The 17,846-nt window shown below is 31.4% G+C and carries 19 protein-coding genes; 6 read left to right on the top strand and 13 right to left on the bottom strand.

What is annotated here, in order from left to right; genetic code table 11:
• Positions 1-6: 6 nt before the first annotated feature.
• Together ccoS and AJ932_RS04615 are read right to left on the bottom strand one after the other, a co-directional pair.
• Entirely contained in the window at positions 7-213 is a 207-nt protein-coding gene (gene ccoS, locus AJ932_RS04620) for a cbb3-type cytochrome oxidase assembly protein CcoS (RefSeq protein ID WP_002852798.1), read from the bottom strand.
• Positions 210-2,567: a heavy metal translocating P-type ATPase gene (locus AJ932_RS04615; RefSeq protein WP_079861364.1), complete on the bottom strand. Its 2,358-nt coding sequence runs from the start codon at positions 2,565-2,567 to the stop codon at positions 210-212. The genes ccoS and AJ932_RS04615 overlap by 4 nt, the downstream gene beginning before the upstream one ends.
• Before the next feature lie 109 nt (positions 2,568-2,676).
• On the opposite strand from AJ932_RS04615, the gene rho reads away from it, so the two are divergent.
• The 3 genes from rho (at position 2,677) to AJ932_RS04600 (ending at position 7,487) form a co-directional block, all read left to right on the top strand.
• Positions 2,677-3,975 carry a transcription termination factor Rho gene (gene rho / locus AJ932_RS04610; RefSeq protein ID WP_002853705.1) on the top strand — a complete coding sequence of 433 codons (1,299 nt, stop codon included), beginning with the start codon at positions 2,677-2,679 and terminating at the stop codon, positions 3,973-3,975.
• Between the two features lie 3 nt (positions 3,976-3,978).
• On the top strand, positions 3,979-5,511 hold the full coding sequence (locus tag AJ932_RS04605) for a DNA polymerase III subunit gamma/tau (protein ID WP_044780067.1): 1,533 nt from the start codon (positions 3,979-3,981) through the stop codon (positions 5,509-5,511).
• 74 nt (positions 5,512-5,585) lie between these two features.
• Positions 5,586-7,487 (top strand): NAD(P)/FAD-dependent oxidoreductase, encoded by a 1,902-nt coding sequence (locus AJ932_RS04600; protein ID WP_002861873.1) that lies wholly within the window; start codon positions 5,586-5,588, stop codon positions 7,485-7,487.
• Here AJ932_RS04600 and copA read toward each other — a convergent pair.
• The 6 genes from copA to AJ932_RS04570 form a co-directional block, all read right to left on the bottom strand.
• Positions 7,477-9,582, bottom strand: a complete 2,106-nt coding sequence (copA, locus tag AJ932_RS04595; protein ID WP_002861874.1) for a copper-translocating P-type ATPase CopA — start codon at positions 9,580-9,582, stop codon at positions 7,477-7,479. The genes AJ932_RS04600 and copA overlap by 11 nt on opposite strands.
• A complete protein-coding gene (locus tag AJ932_RS04590; protein WP_002861875.1) occupies positions 9,582-9,776 on the bottom strand; it encodes a heavy-metal-associated domain-containing protein in 195 nt (64 codons plus the stop codon). The genes copA and AJ932_RS04590 overlap by 1 nt, the downstream gene beginning before the upstream one ends.
• Positions 9,766-10,716 (bottom strand): CDF family cation-efflux transporter CzcD, encoded by a 951-nt coding sequence (czcD, locus tag AJ932_RS04585; protein ID WP_070278188.1) that lies wholly within the window; start codon positions 10,714-10,716, stop codon positions 9,766-9,768. Before czcD ends, AJ932_RS04590 begins: the two co-directional genes overlap by 11 nt.
• A 74-nt stretch (positions 10,717-10,790) precedes the next feature.
• On the bottom strand, positions 10,791-11,054 hold the full coding sequence (locus AJ932_RS04580) for a zf-TFIIB domain-containing protein (RefSeq protein WP_070278191.1): 264 nt from the start codon (positions 11,052-11,054) through the stop codon (positions 10,791-10,793).
• A gap of 72 nt (positions 11,055-11,126) precedes the next feature.
• The gene (locus tag AJ932_RS04575) at positions 11,127-11,621 is read right to left on the bottom strand and encodes a threonine/serine exporter family protein (protein WP_002831613.1); all 495 of its coding nucleotides are present in this window, start codon (positions 11,619-11,621) and stop codon (positions 11,127-11,129) included.
• Positions 11,618-12,394 carry a threonine/serine exporter family protein gene (locus AJ932_RS04570; RefSeq protein WP_070278193.1) on the bottom strand — a complete coding sequence of 259 codons (777 nt, stop codon included), beginning with the start codon at positions 12,392-12,394 and terminating at the stop codon, positions 11,618-11,620. Before AJ932_RS04570 ends, AJ932_RS04575 begins: the two co-directional genes overlap by 4 nt.
• Positions 12,395-12,460: 66 nt before the next feature.
• Here AJ932_RS04570 and AJ932_RS04565 point away from each other — a divergent pair, with 66 nt between their 5' ends.
• Positions 12,461-13,387 carry a lactate/malate family dehydrogenase gene (locus tag AJ932_RS04565; protein WP_070278195.1) on the top strand — a complete coding sequence of 309 codons (927 nt, stop codon included), beginning with the start codon at positions 12,461-12,463 and terminating at the stop codon, positions 13,385-13,387.
• Here AJ932_RS04565 and AJ932_RS04560 read toward each other — a convergent pair.
• The 5 genes from AJ932_RS04560 to AJ932_RS04540 all read right to left on the bottom strand — a co-directional run bounded on the left by AJ932_RS04560 (position 13,384) and on the right by AJ932_RS04540 (position 17,088).
• The gene (locus AJ932_RS04560) at positions 13,384-13,986 is read right to left on the bottom strand and encodes a DedA family protein (RefSeq protein ID WP_070278197.1); all 603 of its coding nucleotides are present in this window, start codon (positions 13,984-13,986) and stop codon (positions 13,384-13,386) included. The two genes, AJ932_RS04565 and AJ932_RS04560, sit on opposite strands and share 4 nt — an antisense overlap.
• 81 nt (positions 13,987-14,067) lie before the next feature.
• On the bottom strand, positions 14,068-14,295 hold the full coding sequence (locus AJ932_RS04555; RefSeq protein ID WP_044779097.1) for a hypothetical protein: 228 nt from the start codon (positions 14,293-14,295) through the stop codon (positions 14,068-14,070).
• A gap of 10 nt (positions 14,296-14,305) precedes the next feature.
• Entirely contained in the window at positions 14,306-15,751 is a 1,446-nt protein-coding gene (locus AJ932_RS04550) for a DUF3373 family protein (protein WP_070278199.1), read from the bottom strand.
• Between the two features lie 146 nt (positions 15,752-15,897).
• Positions 15,898-16,371 (bottom strand): peptidylprolyl isomerase, encoded by a 474-nt coding sequence (locus AJ932_RS04545; RefSeq protein WP_044780073.1) that lies wholly within the window; start codon positions 16,369-16,371, stop codon positions 15,898-15,900.
• Positions 16,372-16,380: 9 nt separating this feature from the next.
• On the bottom strand, positions 16,381-17,088 hold the full coding sequence (locus AJ932_RS04540; RefSeq protein WP_002861884.1) for a YebC/PmpR family DNA-binding transcriptional regulator: 708 nt from the start codon (positions 17,086-17,088) through the stop codon (positions 16,381-16,383).
• Between the two features lie 105 nt (positions 17,089-17,193).
• Between AJ932_RS04540 and AJ932_RS04535 the strand changes: the two genes are divergently transcribed.
• Together AJ932_RS04535 and AJ932_RS04530 are read left to right on the top strand one after the other, a co-directional pair.
• Positions 17,194-17,535: a DMT family transporter gene (locus tag AJ932_RS04535; protein ID WP_070278201.1), complete on the top strand. Its 342-nt coding sequence runs from the start codon at positions 17,194-17,196 to the stop codon at positions 17,533-17,535.
• The gene (locus AJ932_RS04530; RefSeq protein ID WP_070247783.1) at positions 17,535-17,843 is read left to right on the top strand and encodes a DMT family transporter; all 309 of its coding nucleotides are present in this window, start codon (positions 17,535-17,537) and stop codon (positions 17,841-17,843) included. The genes AJ932_RS04535 and AJ932_RS04530 overlap by 1 nt, the downstream gene beginning before the upstream one ends.
• Positions 17,844-17,846: the final 3 nt, after the last annotated feature.

The raw sequence follows: 17,846 nt of genomic DNA, 5'->3' as shown, positions 1-17,846 counted from the left end.
TCCTTTTTAAGAAAGCCTTTTTTTATCCAAAGCTTCTTTTTTACGCCTTTCTAATTCTATAGCATCACGCAAAGAATCCTCATCATCATTTAAAGTAGTAAATTTATAATCATCATCAAATTGCTTATTTTTAATCCCCCAAAGTAAAGTTGCCAAAATGATAAAAAACGCTAAGATAGAAACTCCTATCATCATCATGATTATACTATTCATTCTTCAATCCTTAAAGCATTTAAAATGACTATTATACTACTAAAAGACATAGAAATAGCAGCAAATAAAGGATTTATCATACCCAAAAAAGCCAAAGGTATGGTACAAGCATTATAAAACAAAGAAAAAGCAAGATTTTGCTTGATAATTTTAAAGGTATTTTTAGATAATTTGATGGCTTTTTTTAAAGAAAGTAAATCATTTTTCAAAAGTAAAACATCACTACTTTCTATAGCTAGATCACTTCCTTCTCTTAAAGTCATCGAAACACTTGCATATTTTAAAGCTAGTGCGTCATTTACCCCATCACCTACAAATAAAACTTTGTAATTTTTACTTAATTTTTCTATAGTTTTCATCTTATCTTCTGGCAAACAAGAAGCTTGATAATTTTGAATTTCTAATTTTCTAGCTATTTTTTCCACTGCTTTTTGATGATCACCACTTAGTATCATTAATTCTTTCTTTTCTTTTTTAAGATAAGTGATAAGCTCTTTTGCACCTTCTCTTAAAACACTATCAAACTCAAAAAAAGCTAAAATTTTACCTTCCTTGGCAAAAATAAAATGTGTATTATCAAATTCTTTAGTTGCAATACCCTTTTCTTGCAAAAATTTAGAACTTCCGCCTAAAAGCAACCCTTCATTTAACTCAGCACTTAAACCTTTAGCTTGAATGCTTGAAAGTTTTTTAAAGTCCAAATTTAAATCCTTAGCTCCTTTTTGCTTTAAATGCGACGCAATATTTTGAGAGATAGGATGTTTAGAAAGTTTTACAAAATTATAAAGCTCATTTAAATCAAGCGCTTTATCTAAAAAAACCTCTTTAAGTTCAAGCTCTATTTTAGTTAAAATACCTGTTTTATCAAACACTACACAATCACATTTACTTAAATCTTCTATCACGCTAGAACTTTTAAATAAAATATGCTTTTTTAAAGCCCTACCTAAGGCCACAAGATTGCTCACGGGCGTTGCTAAAGCCAAGGCACAAGGACAAGCGATAATCAAAACTGCAATCGCATTGACTAAAGAAATTTCAAAACTCTCTTCCTTATAAAAAAACCAAAAAGCAAAACAAACAAAAGCGATCAATAAAACCGTTCTAGAAAAATAAGCCGAAAGACTATTGACCAAACTTTCAAGTTTTGCTTTTTTAGAACTTGCAAGTTCTAAAAGCTGGATAATTTGACTGAGTTTTGAATCTTTGTAAAGCTTTGTTACTTCATACTCCACACTTCCATCAAGCACTATACAAGCTGAAAAAATTTCATCTTCTTTTTGTATGAGTTTTGGGATATTTTCTCCATTTAAAGAAGAAGTATCCACGCTCATTTCGCCACTTTTACAGATCCCATCGATTAAAATTTTATCTCCAGTTTTAAGTAAAATTCTATCTCCTAAACAAACCTTTTGGACTTCTTTGGGAACAAATTCTTTACCATTAAAAACTAAAACTTCATTTTGCAAAAAATCATTAAGCCCATCTATAGTATCTAAAGCACGCTTTTTACTAAACATCTCAAGATATTTACCTATAAACACAAAGCAAATTATCATCGCCACAGAGTCAAAATACACTTCCCCTACCCTAAAAAACATAGCCCATAAAGAATAAACATAAGCCAAACTCGCTCCACTAATTACCAATACATCCATATTTAAACTATGCATTTTTAAAGTTTTAAAAGCGCTTTTATAAAAATGAGATCCCGTATAAAAAAGCACAGGAGAACAAAGGATAAATTCAGCAAAATTTAAAATATCTTTAGTATCCTTATCCATACCGCTAAAAAATCCTGCGTATTTTGCCACTGCTATCCACATGATATTCATCACACAAGCTATAGCCACAACAAGCTTAGAATAAAATTCTCTTTTTAGTAAATCCGCTTTTTTTGAAGCCTTGCTCGCATCATAAGCACTCGCTTTATAACCTATGCTTTCAATAAGTCTTAAAATTTGCACCAAAGAAATACTTTGTTCATCAAAAACAATGCGTGCTTTATGGCTTAAATGATTGATATCAAGTTCTAAAATTCCTTCTTGCTTGGTTAAAATTTTCTCATTAAGCCACACACAAGCTGCACATTCTATACCGTGTATCATGAGATAAATTTCACTAAATCCTTCTTTGGTTTTAGTAATAAACTCATCATAATTTTTCATTTCATTTTGAAAATTTACAGGGTTTAAAGTTTGATTTCCAAGCTTTTCATAAAACTCATCTAATCCACTTTCATGTAAAATTTCCCAAACGCTCTCACAACCCTTACAGCAAAAAAATTTACCCTTATGCTTTATCATTTGGGCTTGTTTATAATCAAGTCTACAATGTTCACATTTCATAATCATTCTTTAAAAAAAATATTTTTTATAATTATAGACAAATTTGACAAAAAGTGCATTTTTTTACTAAAATCACATTTTACAAAAATTATTCTGCTAAATCTTACGAGGACTTATGGAAAAAGAAAAAAAACAACATCAAAGAACCCACGTTCCAGTGGAAGGTTATAAAATCGAAGAATTAAAATTATTAGATTTAGAAAATCTAGTTAAAATCGCCAATGAATGTGAAATCGAAAACCCAAGAGAATTTCGCCGTCAAGAACTTATTTTTGAAATTTTAAAAGCACAAACAAAAAAAGGCGGTTTCATACTTTTTACAGGGATTTTAGAAATTTCTTCTGAAGGTTATGGCTTTTTAAGAGGCATGGACTCTAATCTTAGCGATAGTGTTAATGACGCTTATGTTTCAAATTCGCAAATTAGAAAATTTGCTCTGCGTGTAGGCGATATCGTTACAGGACAAGTTAGAGAACCTAAAGATCAGGAAAAATACTACGCTCTTTTAAAAATCGAAGCGATCAATTATCTGCCTTTACAAGAAGCCAAAGAAAGACCTTTATTTGATAACTTAACCCCTATTTTTCCAACAGAAAAAATCAAACTCGAATACGATGCAATGAAGCTTACAGGTCGTGTTTTGGATCTTTTTACCCCTATAGGAAAAGGACAACGCGGACTCATCGTTGCTCCACCACGCACAGGTAAAACAGAGCTTATGAAAGAACTTGCTACTGCCATTGCAAAAAACCATCCTGAAATGCATTTAATCGTGCTTTTAGTCGATGAAAGACCTGAAGAAGTTACCGATATGCAAAGATGTGTAAAAGGGGAAGTTTTTAGTTCTACTTTTGATTTACCTGCTTATAATCACGTGCGTGTAGCTGAACTCGTGATAGAAAAAGCCAAAAGAATGGTAGAAACAGGTAAAGATGTTATTATCTTACTTGATAGCATCACAAGACTGGCACGTGCTTATAACACCGCAACTCCAAGCAGTGGAAAAGTCCTAAGCGGCGGGGTGGATGCTAATGCCCTACACAAACCAAAACGTTTCTTTGGTGCAGCTAGAAATATAGAAAATGGAGGCTCTTTAACCATAGTTGCTACAGCTTTAATTGACACAGGTTCAAGAATGGATGATGTGATTTTTGAAGAATTTAAAGGCACAGGAAATAGCGAAATAGTTCTTGATAGAAATATCGCTGATAGAAGAATTTATCCTGCGATTAATATCATCAAATCAGGAACAAGAAAAGAAGAATTACTCCAAGGCGTAGCAAATCTTCAAAAAATTTGGGCGATCCGTTCAGCGATTTCTCAAATGGATGATGTTGAGGCATTGAAATTTTTATATTCTAAAATGCTTAAAACTAAAGATAATGTAGAACTTTTATCTATAATGAACGAGTAGAAAATGCTTCAAGCTTTAGCGATTAAATACAGACCAAAAACCTTTGATGAACTCATAGGACAAAAGACAGTTAGCGTAAGTTTAAAATACGCTCTAAATCATAATCGCTTAGCTCATGCTTATCTTTTTTCAGGACTTAGAGGAAGTGGAAAAACTTCAAGCGCTAGAATTTTTTCTCGTGCTTTAGTTTGCGAACAAGGGCCAAGTGATACTCCATGTGGCACTTGCAAACACTGTCTTGCAGCACTTGAAGGCAAACATATAGACATTATAGAAATGGATGCTGCAAGCAACCGTGGACTTGAAGACATACAAACCTTAATTGAACAAACCAAATACACCCCTTCCATGGCAAGATTTAAAATTTTCATCATTGATGAAGTGCATATGCTTACCCCGCAAGCTGCAAATGCGCTTTTAAAAACCTTAGAAGAACCACCAAGTTATGTTAAATTTATACTTGCGACCACGGATCCTTTAAAACTCCCAGCTACTGTGCTTTCTAGAACACAACATTTTCGCTTTAAACAAATTCCACAAAGTGAAATTTTAAATCATCTTAAAGAAATTTTACTTAAAGAAAATGTTAAATTTGAAGAAGAAGCTTTAAAATTCATAGCAAGAAGTGGTAATGGATCTTTAAGAGATACTTTAACCTTACTTGATCAAGCCATTATTTTTTGTCAAAATGAAATCAGCATTAGTAAAATTACAGATATGCTAGGCTTTTTAGATCCTCAAAAAATCAAAGCCTTTTATCAGGCTATTTTAACAAAAGACAAAGAAAAAGTTTTTGCATATTTAGAGGAATTACAAGACTATGAAGCTTCAAGCGTGATTGATGAAATGCTTTTTTATTTAAAAGAAAGCTTTTTTGCAAAAAGTACAGAATTTTCTACTTTAATTTATGAAAGATTTTTCCGTATTTTATCAAAAGCTAAAAATATGCTTTGCGATGATGATGGCTTTACGCTTTGTGTTATGGCTTTTATGATGATGGAAGCAAGCCATTTAAAAGAAATTGACGCACAAATCCAAGAAATCAAACAAGAAAATATAACAAATACTACACCTAAGATCACACCTTCTCCTATCATGCCTAATCTTGAGAAAAAAATAGAAAAAAATGCTTATGAAATTTTGCTTGATAGTATTTATGATAGGGATTTTGATCTTGCAGAATGCTTTAAACAAAGCACGAAATTTATTAGTTTTGAAAGCAATACTTTAAATATAAGCTCAAACGCACAAGGAAAAAATCGCGATACGCTCAATAAAGGTTTTAAACTCATACAAGAACTTTTTAAAGCTAAATTTGGAGAAAATGCAAAAATTAATGTGCAAAAAGCACTAACAATTGATGAAAATAAGCTTCAATCCTTAACTCAAGAATTACCAAACAGTGAAAATAAAAACAATATTCAAAGTTCTATTAATATGCTTAAAGAAGGGGCTAAAAAATTTGACCCACAAGAAGATCTTAAAGAGGCTCTTAAAGATTGTTTTGGCAATCCTCAAATCCAAAATATAGATTAAGGTATTGCTTAATAATAATATAATTGATCTTTAGCTACAATATTTTTATAAATTATTTAGAAAGAGGAATAAAAATGCAAAGAAGAGACTTTCTTAATGGCATGGCCTTAGCTGTCGTTGCCGGCATGACACCCTTACAATTACTCTATGGAAAAGATAGCAAAATTGAAGACTTTACAAAAGAATATTATCCTCCCAATCTACTTGGATTAAGAGGTAGTAATAATAAAAGCTATAAATACGCTCACATGCTAAGAGATGGAGATAAATTTGGTTTTAGCAGTATAAAACCTAAAGAAAAATATGATTTAGTAATCGTTGGAGCTGGAATCAGTGGGCTAGCTGCAGCTTGTTTTTATCAACAAAAATTTGGGGAAAATAAAAAAATTTTAATTCTTGACAATCATGATGATTTTGGAGGACATGCTAGACGCAATGAAATACAACTTGATGAAGGAACCATTTTAAGTTACGGAGGAAGTGAAAGTTTTCAATCCCCAAAAGCACTTTATTCTAAAGAAGTAATCGAACTCTTAAAATCACTTGGAGTCAGTATAGATGAATTAGCAAAACGATTTGATGTAAATTTTTACCCAGATTTAAAATTAAGCAGAGGGGTATATTTTTCAAAAGAAAATTTTGGTGTTGATAAAGTTGTCAATGGAAATCCTAGAAAAGTTATTTGCGATGATATCCCAGATTCTAAAAATAATGGAAAAAGTATTGAAAATTTTATTAAAGATTTTCCTATGACTTCTAAAGATAAAAGAGAGTTAATATCTCTTTTTAAAAGCAATAAAGACTATCTCAAAGGTTTAAGCAAAGAGGAAAAAGAAGAATATATGGCTAAAACAAGTTATAAAAAATTCTTAGAAGAAAAAGTAAAATTATCCCAAAAAGCCATAACATTTTTTGAGGGAATGACGGATGATTTTTTAGCTTTAGGTATAGATGCAATCTCTTGTGAGGATGCAAGAATTTCTTTTTTACCTGGGTTTGATAAATTAGGACTTGATCCTATCGAAGGAGAAGCTTTGGCCGAAATGGAAGAACCTTACATTTATCATTGTGCCGATGGAAATGCTACAGTAGCAAGATTAATGGTAAGAAAGCTGATTCCTACAGTGTCACAAAAAGGTAAAGATATGGACGATATCACCTTAGCCCATTTTGATTACTCAAAACTTGATGACCCTAATAATAAAGTTCGTTTACGATTAAACAGCACTGTTATTCATGTAGAAAATACAAAAAATGGAACCTTAATAAGCTATATCAATCAAGGAAAAAAATATAGAATTAAAGCAAAAAATGTTGTAATGGCTAATTATAACAGTATGATTCCTTATATTATCCCTAGTTTACCTAAAGAACAAAAAGAAGCCTTAAGTAAAAATGTAAAAACATCTCTACTTCACACCAAAGTAATTATAAGCAATTGGGAACCATTTATTAAACTAGGAGTTCACGAAATTTATTCACCGAAAATGCCTTACGCTAGAACAAAACTTGATTATCCGGTTGATATGGGTGGCTATCATCACCCAAGAGATCCAAAAAAACCTATATGTATTCATATGGTTTGCTCTCCTTTAGCTCTAGCCAATATTCAAGGTATTGATCTTGAAGGGCTTGATGCAAGAGATAGAGCCAGAGTAGGTAGAAATCTATTATTTACCATGAGTTTTAAAGAACATGAAAAAATCATTAGGGAACAACTTCAAGGAATGTTGGGATCTGCAGGTTTTAACCACGAAAAAGATATATTAGCAATTGTTGTAAATCGCTGGGGGCATTGTTACTCCTATACAGAAAATAGTCTTTATGATGATCCTAAAATTGCAGAGCAAACCAGGCTTATAGCTAGAAAACCTTTTGGCAATATTGTTATAGCTAATTCAGATTCAGATTGGTCAGCTTATATGCATTCAGCTATCGACCAAGCTTATCGCGCTATTAATGAGATCAAGGCTTAGATTTTCTAAGCCTTAAAGAATTAAGTACCACAGCAACAGAACTAAAACACATTGCAAGTGCTGCTATATGAGGACTTAAAGTGATAAAAGGTACAAATCCTGCTGCGATAGGAATGCAAAGTACATTATAAATAAAAGCCCAAAAAAGATTTAGCTTGATAATACTGCGTGTTTTTTTAGCAAGTTTAAAACATTTAAAAATCGCTGATAAATCATCTTTTATCAAGATAAAATCCCCTGTTTTTTTTGCAAGTTCATTTGCTTTTGAGAAACTCATACTCGCGCTTGCAGCAGATAAAGCCGCCGCATCATTGATCCCATCTCCTACAAAAAGAGTTTTTTTAAATTTTTGAATGATTTGTAGTTTTTCTTCACTCTTAAGTTGAGCGTGAAATTCATCTATTTGTAATTCTTTGGCTATTTTTTCTACATTTTTTATATGATCACCACTTAAAATAAAAGTTTTAAGATTTTGCTTTTTTAAATTTAACACAAGCTCTTTGGCCCCATCTTTTAAAGCATTGCTTAACAAAACACCACCTAAACACTTTTTATTCTTAGCAAAATACACCCTAACATATTCTTTAAAAGAATCAAAAAAGATATCGCTTTCTTTTGTGTCAACTTCATTTTTGTGCAAAAACTCCGCGCTACCTACAAGATAAATATTATTATCTTCTTTGTATTTTATACCAGAACCCACAATCACTCTTCCCTCGCCCTTTAAATCAAAAATTTGATCTTTATGCAAAGCCTTGGCTATAGGATGAGAGCTTAAACTTTCAATTTGACATAATTTATCAAAATCATCTTTAGAAAGATTGTGCTTAAAAATACTCAAATTTTCCTTTGTTAATGTACCTGTTTTATCAAAAAAAGCGTACTTAACTAAGGCTAATTTTTCTAAAGCAGCAGGATTTTTAATAAGAATGAAATTTTTTGCCGCATTTGCACTTGCCACAACCAAAGCTATAGGCGTTGCAAGCCCTAAAGCACAAGGACAAGAAATCAAAAGCACAGCACAAGCGTGTAAAAAAGCTGTATTTAAATCCGCTTTTACCGCCCAAAAAACAAAAACTAAAAAAGCAAAAAATATTATACCCCCTACAAAGTATTTAGAAATTTGATCTGCTAAATTTGCCAAAGGACTTTTAATATTTCCTGCTTCAAAAACTAGATTTTTGATTTGTTCTAAAGTACTATCCATAGCCTTTTTGTTTGCTTTGATCCTTAAAGCGCCATTTAAAACTACTGCTCCTGCTTGAACTTCATCGCCTTCTTTTTTTAAAACAGGCAAAAACTCTCCATTTAAAAAACTCATATCAAGCTCTGCGCTCCCTAAAAGCACTACTCCATCTGCAACAATGCTTTCTCCTTCTTTTACCAAAAGCACATCGCCACTTTTGACAAAAGAACTTGGAATTTCTTTAATACTTTCATCTTCAAGCAAAATTTTTGTCTTTTTTGTATCTATATTTTCCAAAATTCTTTGATAATCTTGTGCTTTAAATTTAGCTTTACTTTCAAGATATTTTCCTAAAAGCACAAAGGAAATAATCATCATTGCACCACTAAAATACAAATCTTCTTCTTTAAAAATTTGCAAATACACCAAAAAAGAATACACAAAAGCACTCAAAGTCCCTAAAGCTACAAGGGTATTCATATCTAAATTTTTACTTTTAAGTCCTAAAAAAGCATGAGAAAAAAAATCTCTCCCACAATAAAATATCCCAAAAAAACTCAAAGCCATTTGGATATTTTGCGAAAAAGAACTTTTAACAAACATTTCAAAATACATAATAATCACACTCAAAACTATACTTAAGAGCAAATTTTTTCTTAATTCTAAGTGTTTTTTTGCCTTGTATGCGTTCAAGCTTTGTTCATCTTCTAAAATTTCAAAGCCTAAATTTTTAATTTTTGCGATGATATCTTTGCGTTTTTCTTGATCTTCAAGTAAAAAAACTCCGCTAGAATTCACATAAGAAACACTAGCATCTTTAACACCATCAATTTTTTTACAAGCTCTTTCTATAGCGTTAGAACAATTAACGCAAGTCATTTTACCTATTTTTATACGCAATTCTTCCATTATAAACGCTCTATGATTTCAAAACCTAAATCTTGAAATTCTTTTGTAAAATTTGATACTTGATTTTCTTCTAAATTTAAACTTAAAATTTTTTGCTCCAAATCTACTTCTATATTACCAAATTCATCTTCAAGAGAATTTTTGATCAAATTTACACAACCTATGCAATTAACATTTTTTACTTTAAATTTCATTTTCACTCCTTATAGGTTGTATAGTAATGTGCCCGATTTCAAATTCATGTAGTAATTTATGGGATAAATCCTGAGATAGTTTTTCAAATTCCTTTAGATCGCAAACTTTCACTTTTAAGTGCATAGAAGCTACTAGCATTTTATTGGTGATTTGAGTAATATGCAAATCCACTACCTCATCCACACTAGGATTTAAAAGCAAAACTTGTCTTACTTTTTCTATATCCACAGGAGAACTTTCAAGTAAGACATTAGCGCTTTGTTTAAGCAAGATAATTGCCCATCTTAAAAGCAAGATTGATAATACAATAGCTAAAATCGTATCTATATAAACAATACCACTAAAATACACCGCGATCCCACCTATAATAACCACTAAAGAACCCAATAAATCACTCATCATATGTAAAAAAGCAGATTTCATATTGACATTTTCTAAATTTGCACCCTTAAACATCATCAAAGCATTAACCCCATTTACCAAAAAGCCCAAAATAGCTACAATTATCATGGTTTTAGCGTCAATTTCTTTTGGATTAATAAATTTTTCTATAGCCTCATAAATGATAAATAAAGCAGATAAAATAATAGTTAAAGCATTGATAAAAGCCACTAAAACTTCAAGACGAAAATACCCAAAGGTCTTTTGATGATCTTGCCATTTTTCTACAGCTATAATGGCTAAAAAACTAAGAGCTAAGGCAAAAACATCAGAAAACATATGCAAAGTATCACTTAAAAGTGCTAAAGAATTTGAAAGGATTGAATAAATAAATTGCACAAGCATCATAGAAAAAGTCATTAAAAGAGAAATTTTTAAAATCTTTTTATCCACACTTCTTGCATCAGCATGGGAATGATGATGTTCATGAGAATGTTCTTCGTGATTATGATTACAAGATTTGTTAGCTAAAGGCTCATGTGATAAAAATTTATACATTTTATATCCTTTTTGCTTGACATTTTAAGATATTAAGCTAAAAAGAATATAAATATTTGTTATTCTTATAAAAATTAAAAGTCAAAAAGTTCGCCTAACCAACTTTCTTTCTTTTTCTTTTTATAGTAATCATTGTGCTGATGATAAGCTGAGTTATTATATCTTGACTCTTGTCTTGAATCTTGGTTAAAATTTGCTGTATTAGGGACACTGCGTTCTATGATTTTGTCAAGTTCTCCACGATCAAGCCAAACGCCACGACATTTTGGACAATAATCAATCTCAACTCCACTCCTATCACTCATAACCAAATCCACATTGCAAACTGGACATAACATACAATACCGCCTTTTTTTAAATTTTTGATTTAAAATTATAAAAAGAAATACTAAACAATTTTACAACAAGTTTTAATGTTTTTTTGCATGTCTAGTCATCATAAAACTTTGTTCAAAAAATATAAGCAAAGTAACACTCACTCCTATAGCTAGAGCCAAAGTCACAGAAACAGTTGTAAAAAAATAATCAAAAAATTGAACCAAAAATTCAGACTTAGCCTTCAAATCATCACTGCGTATAAAAGAAATAAGATACAAAATCGCTTTGTAAGCATAAATTCCAGGTATCATAGGAATAAGAGCAGGAAAAGCGATAATTTCAGCAGGGGTTTTGATGATTTTTGCTAGAACAATTCCTAAACATCCTATACAAAATGAAGCAACAAAAGTTGCAATTGCTAAAGTTTGAAAATGAAAATATTCCACCAAGGTAAAACGAAGCCCATGCGCAATTGCTGCTAAAAGAGCAGATAAAATAAGGGTTTTTAAAGGTGGATTGCAAGCATAAGCAAAGCCAAATCCTGCCACAGCAGCAAAAAACATATCTCTTAAAATAAATTCAATCATCTTAAAATCCCAAAATCCGAAATACTAAGTGTCATGTAAATTCCAAGTGCTATACAACAAATCAAAATAGCCACGCTGATAATACGGCTAAGCCCCATTAAAATATGATCTTTTAATATATCAATCACAGAATTTATAAAAAATACCCCTGGTATAAGATATAAAATACTAGAACCCAAAGCCACATCAGAAGTATTGGTATATCCCATATCCAGTCCAAAAAATACAAACCACGATGAGATAAAAGAACAAAGGATGTATTGAATTCTTAAATCAATCTTTGCTTTAGTTAAAATATATCTTAACAACAATCCCACGAAAGTTGCAAAAAACACCAAATTTCCAGCGCCAAAATCACCGCCAAAAAGCCTACAAAAAGCCGAATTTGCCATAGAAACAAATAAAAGATTAAGCAAATAAGAATGCTTTTTTTGTTGAGAAATTTTCTCAAAAACAACTTGTGCTTTTTCAAGATCGTATTTGTGATCATATATAGCCCAGCTTAAAGCACTTAAATCAAAAATGAGCTTAAAATTAACATGGGCATGATGATTGGGTATAACATAAGTTCTTTGAATGGAGTTATCATCCATATCTACAACATTTAAAGTAATATGATGAAAAAAGAAATTGATATTTATCTCATAGCCATAAACCTCAGCTATTCTTCTTACGCATTTTGCCACCCTAGCTGTATAAGTTCCAGCACCTAGTAAAGTTTTAGTATATATAATTAAAAAATTAGTTAATCTTTGTATATCAGGTTTTTCCATATTTTAATAATCTTTGATTGAATTTGTTATAATTATAGCAAATTTTAAAATAAATAAGGAGAAAAAATGGCAAAAATCGGTATAGTTGGTTTAGGTTATGTAGGAGCTGCTAGTGCTTATAGCATAGTTACTCAAGGAATTTGTTCAGAACTTTACTTATATGATATAAAACAAGATTTAGCTCTAGCTCATGCAAGAGATTTGGAAGATATGTCAGCCATTCATTTTTCTTATACAAAAATTTTTCATACACTAAATTTAGAAAATTTAGCTTCTTGTGATATTATCATTTTAGCTTTTAGAAAAGAAAGTTTAAAAGAATTGCCTAGTCGCTTAGTAGAACTTCAAAACAATATCCTCGAACTTAAAGACATTGTCTTAACCTTAAAAAATGCTAATTGTAAAGGCAAATACATTGTCGCAACAAATCCAAATGACACCATAACTTACTACACTCAAGTATTAAGCCAATTACCTAAAAATCATGTTTTTGGTAGTGGAACAAATTTAGATAGTTCAAGACTTAAGAAATTTTTAGCCAAAGATTTAAACATAAATTCAAAAGATATTTTTGCTTGTATGATTGGCGAACATGGAGATTCTCAGTTTGCAGCACTTTCTAATGCAAGCGTTTTAGGACAAAATTTATTAGATTTTTATAAGCAAAAATTAGGCAAAGATTTAGACATACAAGAACTCGAAAAAGCTGTGATTAGCGAAGGATATTTCATCTATGAACGCAAAGGAAGAACAGAATTTGGCATAGGAACTTCTTGTACAAATTTAGCCAAAGCCATCCTAGAAGATAGAAAAAGTTTACATCCTGTAAGTGTGGTTTTTGATGATATAGCTTTTTCAATGCCCGCTATCATAGGAAAAGATGGTATAGAAAAGGTTTTTGAATTAAAATTCAATGAAAAAGAAAAAATAAAATTAGAAAATTCAAAACAACAAATCAAAAACGCTATACAAAGCGTAAAAGATAAAATTTAAGCCTTTTTAAAAGGCTTTTTGATTTTGATATAAATTAAACTTGCTAAAATCACAAAAACAATTATAATGATTAAAATTTGAGTCAAATAAGTTTTAATCAACTCTTCATTTTGTCCTATATAATAACCCAAAAATACAAGTATAGTCACCCAAATAGCACTACCAAGTGCAGTAAAAAGTATAAAATTTATAAGTTTCATTTTTACCAAACCTGCAGGCATAGAAATATACTGACGAATCCCTGGTAAAAGACGACAAGTAAAGGTTGAAAATTCCCCGTGTTTGTTAAAAAATTCTTCAAATTTAGCAAATTTGACTTCATTTATACCAAAATACCTGCCCCATTTTAATACAAAATTTTTACCCCAAAAAAAGCAAATATAGTAATTAATCAAAGCCCCTAAAACAGAACCTAAAGTCCCACTAAGTATACAAAGAGTGATATCAAGTTCTCCTTTATGTGTCAAATATCCAGCAGGTATCATAACAACTTCACTTGGAAAAGGTATAAAACAACTCTCTAAGGTCATTAAGATAATAATACCCAAATACCCCCAAGCGCTAGCCGTCTCAACAATAAAAGAAATGATTTCTTGCATATTAGCCTTATTTGAAGAAAATTTTAAAAAATTGTAGCTTAAAAGATTAAACAGTAAAAAGCGGTTTTACACCGCTTTTTTTTATTTACCTGCAACTGAAACTTGATTTGGATTGTCCGCTGCACGAGCGATCATGCACTCTTTTAAAATAGCAGCATCAGCTGGATCGCTAACTTTTTTACTAATCCAGCGTTCAACTTGTTTCATTGTTTTTGACTCTGGCTCTGGAGCTTCGTATTTTGCCATCAAACTTGCACAATCAGCCAAAGCAATGATAGGTAATAAACTTGCAAAAAGTATTTTTCTCATCTTTTGCTCCTTAGAATTTTACATTATACATTAACATAATATTATCAGCTCTTGCTTTATCTTTTTTCGCTCCACCAAATGGTAAGCCACGATTACCCCAAATGTTTTGGATATTAGTATAGCTTAAGCGTAAGAATTGATATCTATCAAGTTGATAAATCACATAAAAATCATGTGCCGTTCCTCTTGTCATTCTTATATTAAGCGGATCATTGATACTTGGACGGCTCATAGTATACCAGTATCTACTTCCCCAGAAGAACTCATATCCTACTTTTAAAGCCTTGGTAAAATCATAGCGTCCGCCTACATGCACAGCATAGCCGTCTTCTTCATTAAACTTGCCATTATAACCTTGTATCTGAAGAATTGTGCTTAATGGCGAACTTAATTGATTGTTGTTCCCGTGAGAATAACCTAAAGATAGAAAATAATTAAAATTCGTTCCAAAAGCTTTGTAATTTTCAAAATGAAGATTTGCTATAGTTAAATCTCCTAAATTTACCACACCATCATCATCAAGAATAGTAGTACCGGCACCACCACCAGGTAAAGCAATTGGACCATTGTTAAGCGGCAAAGCAAAATCGCTTAAATATGCAATATTAAATAATATTAAATTATCTCCCATGCCTTCTATAGGAAGCTCTCCTTCTACTGCAGCATAGTAAAGATTTGCATCAGCATCTTTTTGATCACTCATCCAGTCTCTTACTTTGCCTTCTTCATCCCATTGATAAGTTTTACCATAAGCTGCACGGATAGCTACCTTATGATCTTGCAAACTTTCAGGTTTATAAGTGATCACCGCTGCATCACCTAGAGCGTTGATTGCCAAGGCTGGATAAGTGGATTGTCTTAAAGCATTGTTTCTAAGATTACTTCCTGGGCCATCGGTTCCTGGTTGTCTTCCTACAGTCGCAATCCATTCAGGTGTGATGTAGTAGTCAAGATAAGCTCTATCTACATAAAGCACAGGCCCGCTTGATCTTGTGTTTCTTCCTGCATCTAAGTCATAAGGAGTACCACTCCAACCCATTTGAGACCAATTTTTAGCCATAGATAAACGACCATAGAATTTGGTTTTATCATTAATATCAGCATTCATATTTAAATGAAGCTCATTCATCCATTTGTTATTAGCACTATAATCTTGTCCGCTAACTTTATAGTTTGTATTTGAAACCGCTGTTGAAAACTCAAGTCCAAATTTAACCTTGCTTAAAGCAGCTTGAAATTCTGTTTCATCAGCTCTATCATTAAGATCAGCAAGTTCAGCTTTTACAGCTTCATTTTGCTTAGCTTGTGCTTCTCTTTCTTTTCTAATTTGTGCAAGTTCAGCTTGAATTTGTGCAAGCTGTTTTTGAAGCTTAGTTATTTCATCATCTGTATTTTTAGCAAAAAGTGAAGATGAAAGAAGACAAGCACTTAAAATAAGTGAAAACTTAGTTTTCATAATCATAACTCCTTGTAATTTTGTTACATTTCACTGAAATAAAATTATAATTATAGAAAAAAAAGCTTTAAAAAAAATTATGTGTTAATTATTTTTAGCTAGTCAAATTTTATGACTAGCTTTACATTGATAAGATTTAAATTTAATTACAAAATTTTTATATCTAAAATTTTATCTCCTTGGCGTATAGAGTCTAAAACTTCCAAACTTTCTTCATCTTTTGGATCAATTTGCCCAAAAACAGTATGAACCCCATCTAAATGAGCTTGAGGGCTGTGACAAATGAAAAATTGGGATCCACCCGTATCGCGTCCTGCATGCGCCATAGATAAGGTTCCACGCTCATGTTTATGTTCTTGATCATCACATTCGCAAATGATTTCATATCCAGGCCCACCTATACCATTGCCGTGTGGACAACCCCCTTGTATGACAAAATTTGGGATCACACGATGAAAATTTAAATCTTTATAAAATCCTTCATTAGCCAAAGTAGCAAAATTACAAACCGTTTGTGGAGCCTCATCACCAAAAAGTTTTAGCTTCATTGTACCTTTTTCAGTTTCTATAAGAGCAAATTTGTATTCATTTACTTTGCTTGTGTCAATTGTTTTTATCATATTTTCTCCTTAATCTATATTTGTATAAACAGCTTGAACATCATCATCATCTTCTAACTTATCTAAAAGTTTTTCTATATCACTAAGCTGTTCTTCGCTAAAGCTTACAGGATTGTTTGGTATATACTCAAGTCCTGCTTTTTTAAGAATTAAACCCTTAGTTTCTATAGCAGAGCTTAGCTCACCAAAAGCAGTATAATCACCGCTAATTACCAACTCTTCTTCATTTTGTTCTAATTCTTCAAGCCCTGCATCGATCAAATCAAGTTCTAATTCTTCTAAATCTCCTGCAAATTTTTCAAGATGAAAAACCGCTTTTCTAGTAAACATAAAGCCTAAAGATCCATTTTGTAAAACTTCTCCACCATTCTTGCTAAAAATAGCTTTTACATTGGCCACGGTGCGTGTAGGGTTATCACTCATACATTCAACTATAACCAAAGCTCCATGTGCAGCTTTTCCTTCATAATGAATGTTTTTAATATCTGCGCTATCTTTTCCACTCGCACGCTTAATAGCCGCATCTATATTATCTTTTGGCATATTATTTGCTTTTGCTGTAGCTATAGCACTTCTTAATTTTGGATTCATATCAGGATCAGTGCCACCTTCTTTAGCAGCTACTTGTATGGCTTTAGCAAGCTTAGGAAAAAGCTTGCTCATTTTATCCCATCTAGCCTCTTTAGAAGCTCTTCGGTATTCAAATGCTCGTCCCATAAATTCTCACTTTCTTTAAAGATTTTCAAACTTAAAAGTATAAACTAAAAAGGCTAATTAAAGCTTTAAATGGTATGATTTTACCATTTATTTTAGGAGAAGTTTTTGAATATCGCAAAAAAAGAACTTTTTGTTGCTTGGTTTTTCTTGATTGCTGCTATTGTATTTGAAGTTTTAGGTACTAGTTTTTTAAAAATGGAAAATCAAATTTTAGGCTATATATTTATGGCTTTATTTATAGCTTTTTCTTATTTTTTTATGGGCAAGGCGATTAAAAAAATTCAAGTAGGTATAGCCTATGCTATATGGGAACTTTTAGGGATTATTCTTATACTTTTAGTTTCTTTTATAGTTTTTAAAGAGAGTTTAACCTTAACTCAAATTCTAGGCATTGTTCTTTCTATCGTTGGAATTATCATGATTAATATAGGCGAGGTTAAAGAATAATGTATATTTTTATCATTGTTTTATCAGCATTCTTAGATATCGTAGCAAATTTATTGCTAAAAAAATCAGATGGTTTTAAGCATAAAATTTGGGGCTTGGCTGCGATTGTCAATGCTATACTTGCTTTTTTTCTACTTTCTTTTTCTTTAAAATACGTTCCTTTAAGCATAGCTTACTCAACTTGGGGTGCTATAGGCATCATAGGAACTTGTCTTGGTGGATGGATTTTATATAAAGAAAAATTAAACAAAATAGGAATTTTAGGCATCATTATCGTAATAATAGCAGTATTTTTACTAAATTATTAAAAC

Origin of the sequence: Campylobacter sp. BCW_6873, assembly GCF_001762365.1 — a bacterium.
Lineage (GTDB): Bacteria > Campylobacterota > Campylobacteria > Campylobacterales > Campylobacteraceae > Campylobacter_D > Campylobacter_D jejuni.
Note: the sequence above shows the minus strand (reverse complement) of the source record. Positions and strands in the feature narration are given on the sequence as shown.

What these genes read in the sequence shown, in the direction of transcription:
- ccoS (WP_002852798.1), bottom strand. Translation starts at nt 213, where the DNA reads ATGAATAGTATAATCATGATGATGATAGGAGTTTCTATCTTAGCGTTT.
- AJ932_RS04615 (WP_079861364.1), bottom strand. Translation starts at nt 2,567, where the DNA reads ATGATTATGAAATGTGAACATTGTAGACTTGATTATAAACAAGCCCAA.
- rho (WP_002853705.1), top strand. Translation starts at nt 2,677, where the DNA reads ATGGAAAAAGAAAAAAAACAACATCAAAGAACCCACGTTCCAGTGGAA.
- AJ932_RS04605 (WP_044780067.1), top strand. Translation starts at nt 3,979, where the DNA reads ATGCTTCAAGCTTTAGCGATTAAATACAGACCAAAAACCTTTGATGAA.
- AJ932_RS04600 (WP_002861873.1), top strand. Translation starts at nt 5,586, where the DNA reads ATGCAAAGAAGAGACTTTCTTAATGGCATGGCCTTAGCTGTCGTTGCC.
- copA (WP_002861874.1), bottom strand. Translation starts at nt 9,582, where the DNA reads ATGGAAGAATTGCGTATAAAAATAGGTAAAATGACTTGCGTTAATTGT.
- AJ932_RS04590 (WP_002861875.1), bottom strand. Translation starts at nt 9,776, where the DNA reads ATGAAATTTAAAGTAAAAAATGTTAATTGCATAGGTTGTGTAAATTTG.
- czcD (WP_070278188.1), bottom strand. Translation starts at nt 10,716, where the DNA reads ATGTATAAATTTTTATCACATGAGCCTTTAGCTAACAAATCTTGTAAT.
- AJ932_RS04580 (WP_070278191.1), bottom strand. Translation starts at nt 11,054, where the DNA reads ATGTTATGTCCAGTTTGCAATGTGGATTTGGTTATGAGTGATAGGAGT.
- AJ932_RS04575 (WP_002831613.1), bottom strand. Translation starts at nt 11,621, where the DNA reads ATGATTGAATTTATTTTAAGAGATATGTTTTTTGCTGCTGTGGCAGGA.
- AJ932_RS04570 (WP_070278193.1), bottom strand. Translation starts at nt 12,394, where the DNA reads ATGGAAAAACCTGATATACAAAGATTAACTAATTTTTTAATTATATAT.
- AJ932_RS04565 (WP_070278195.1), top strand. Translation starts at nt 12,461, where the DNA reads ATGGCAAAAATCGGTATAGTTGGTTTAGGTTATGTAGGAGCTGCTAGT.
- AJ932_RS04560 (WP_070278197.1), bottom strand. Translation starts at nt 13,986, where the DNA reads ATGCAAGAAATCATTTCTTTTATTGTTGAGACGGCTAGCGCTTGGGGG.
- AJ932_RS04555 (WP_044779097.1), bottom strand. Translation starts at nt 14,295, where the DNA reads ATGAGAAAAATACTTTTTGCAAGTTTATTACCTATCATTGCTTTGGCT.
- AJ932_RS04550 (WP_070278199.1), bottom strand. Translation starts at nt 15,751, where the DNA reads ATGAAAACTAAGTTTTCACTTATTTTAAGTGCTTGTCTTCTTTCATCT.
- AJ932_RS04545 (WP_044780073.1), bottom strand. Translation starts at nt 16,371, where the DNA reads ATGATAAAAACAATTGACACAAGCAAAGTAAATGAATACAAATTTGCT.
- AJ932_RS04540 (WP_002861884.1), bottom strand. Translation starts at nt 17,088, where the DNA reads ATGGGACGAGCATTTGAATACCGAAGAGCTTCTAAAGAGGCTAGATGG.
- AJ932_RS04530 (WP_070247783.1), top strand. Translation starts at nt 17,535, where the DNA reads ATGTATATTTTTATCATTGTTTTATCAGCATTCTTAGATATCGTAGCA.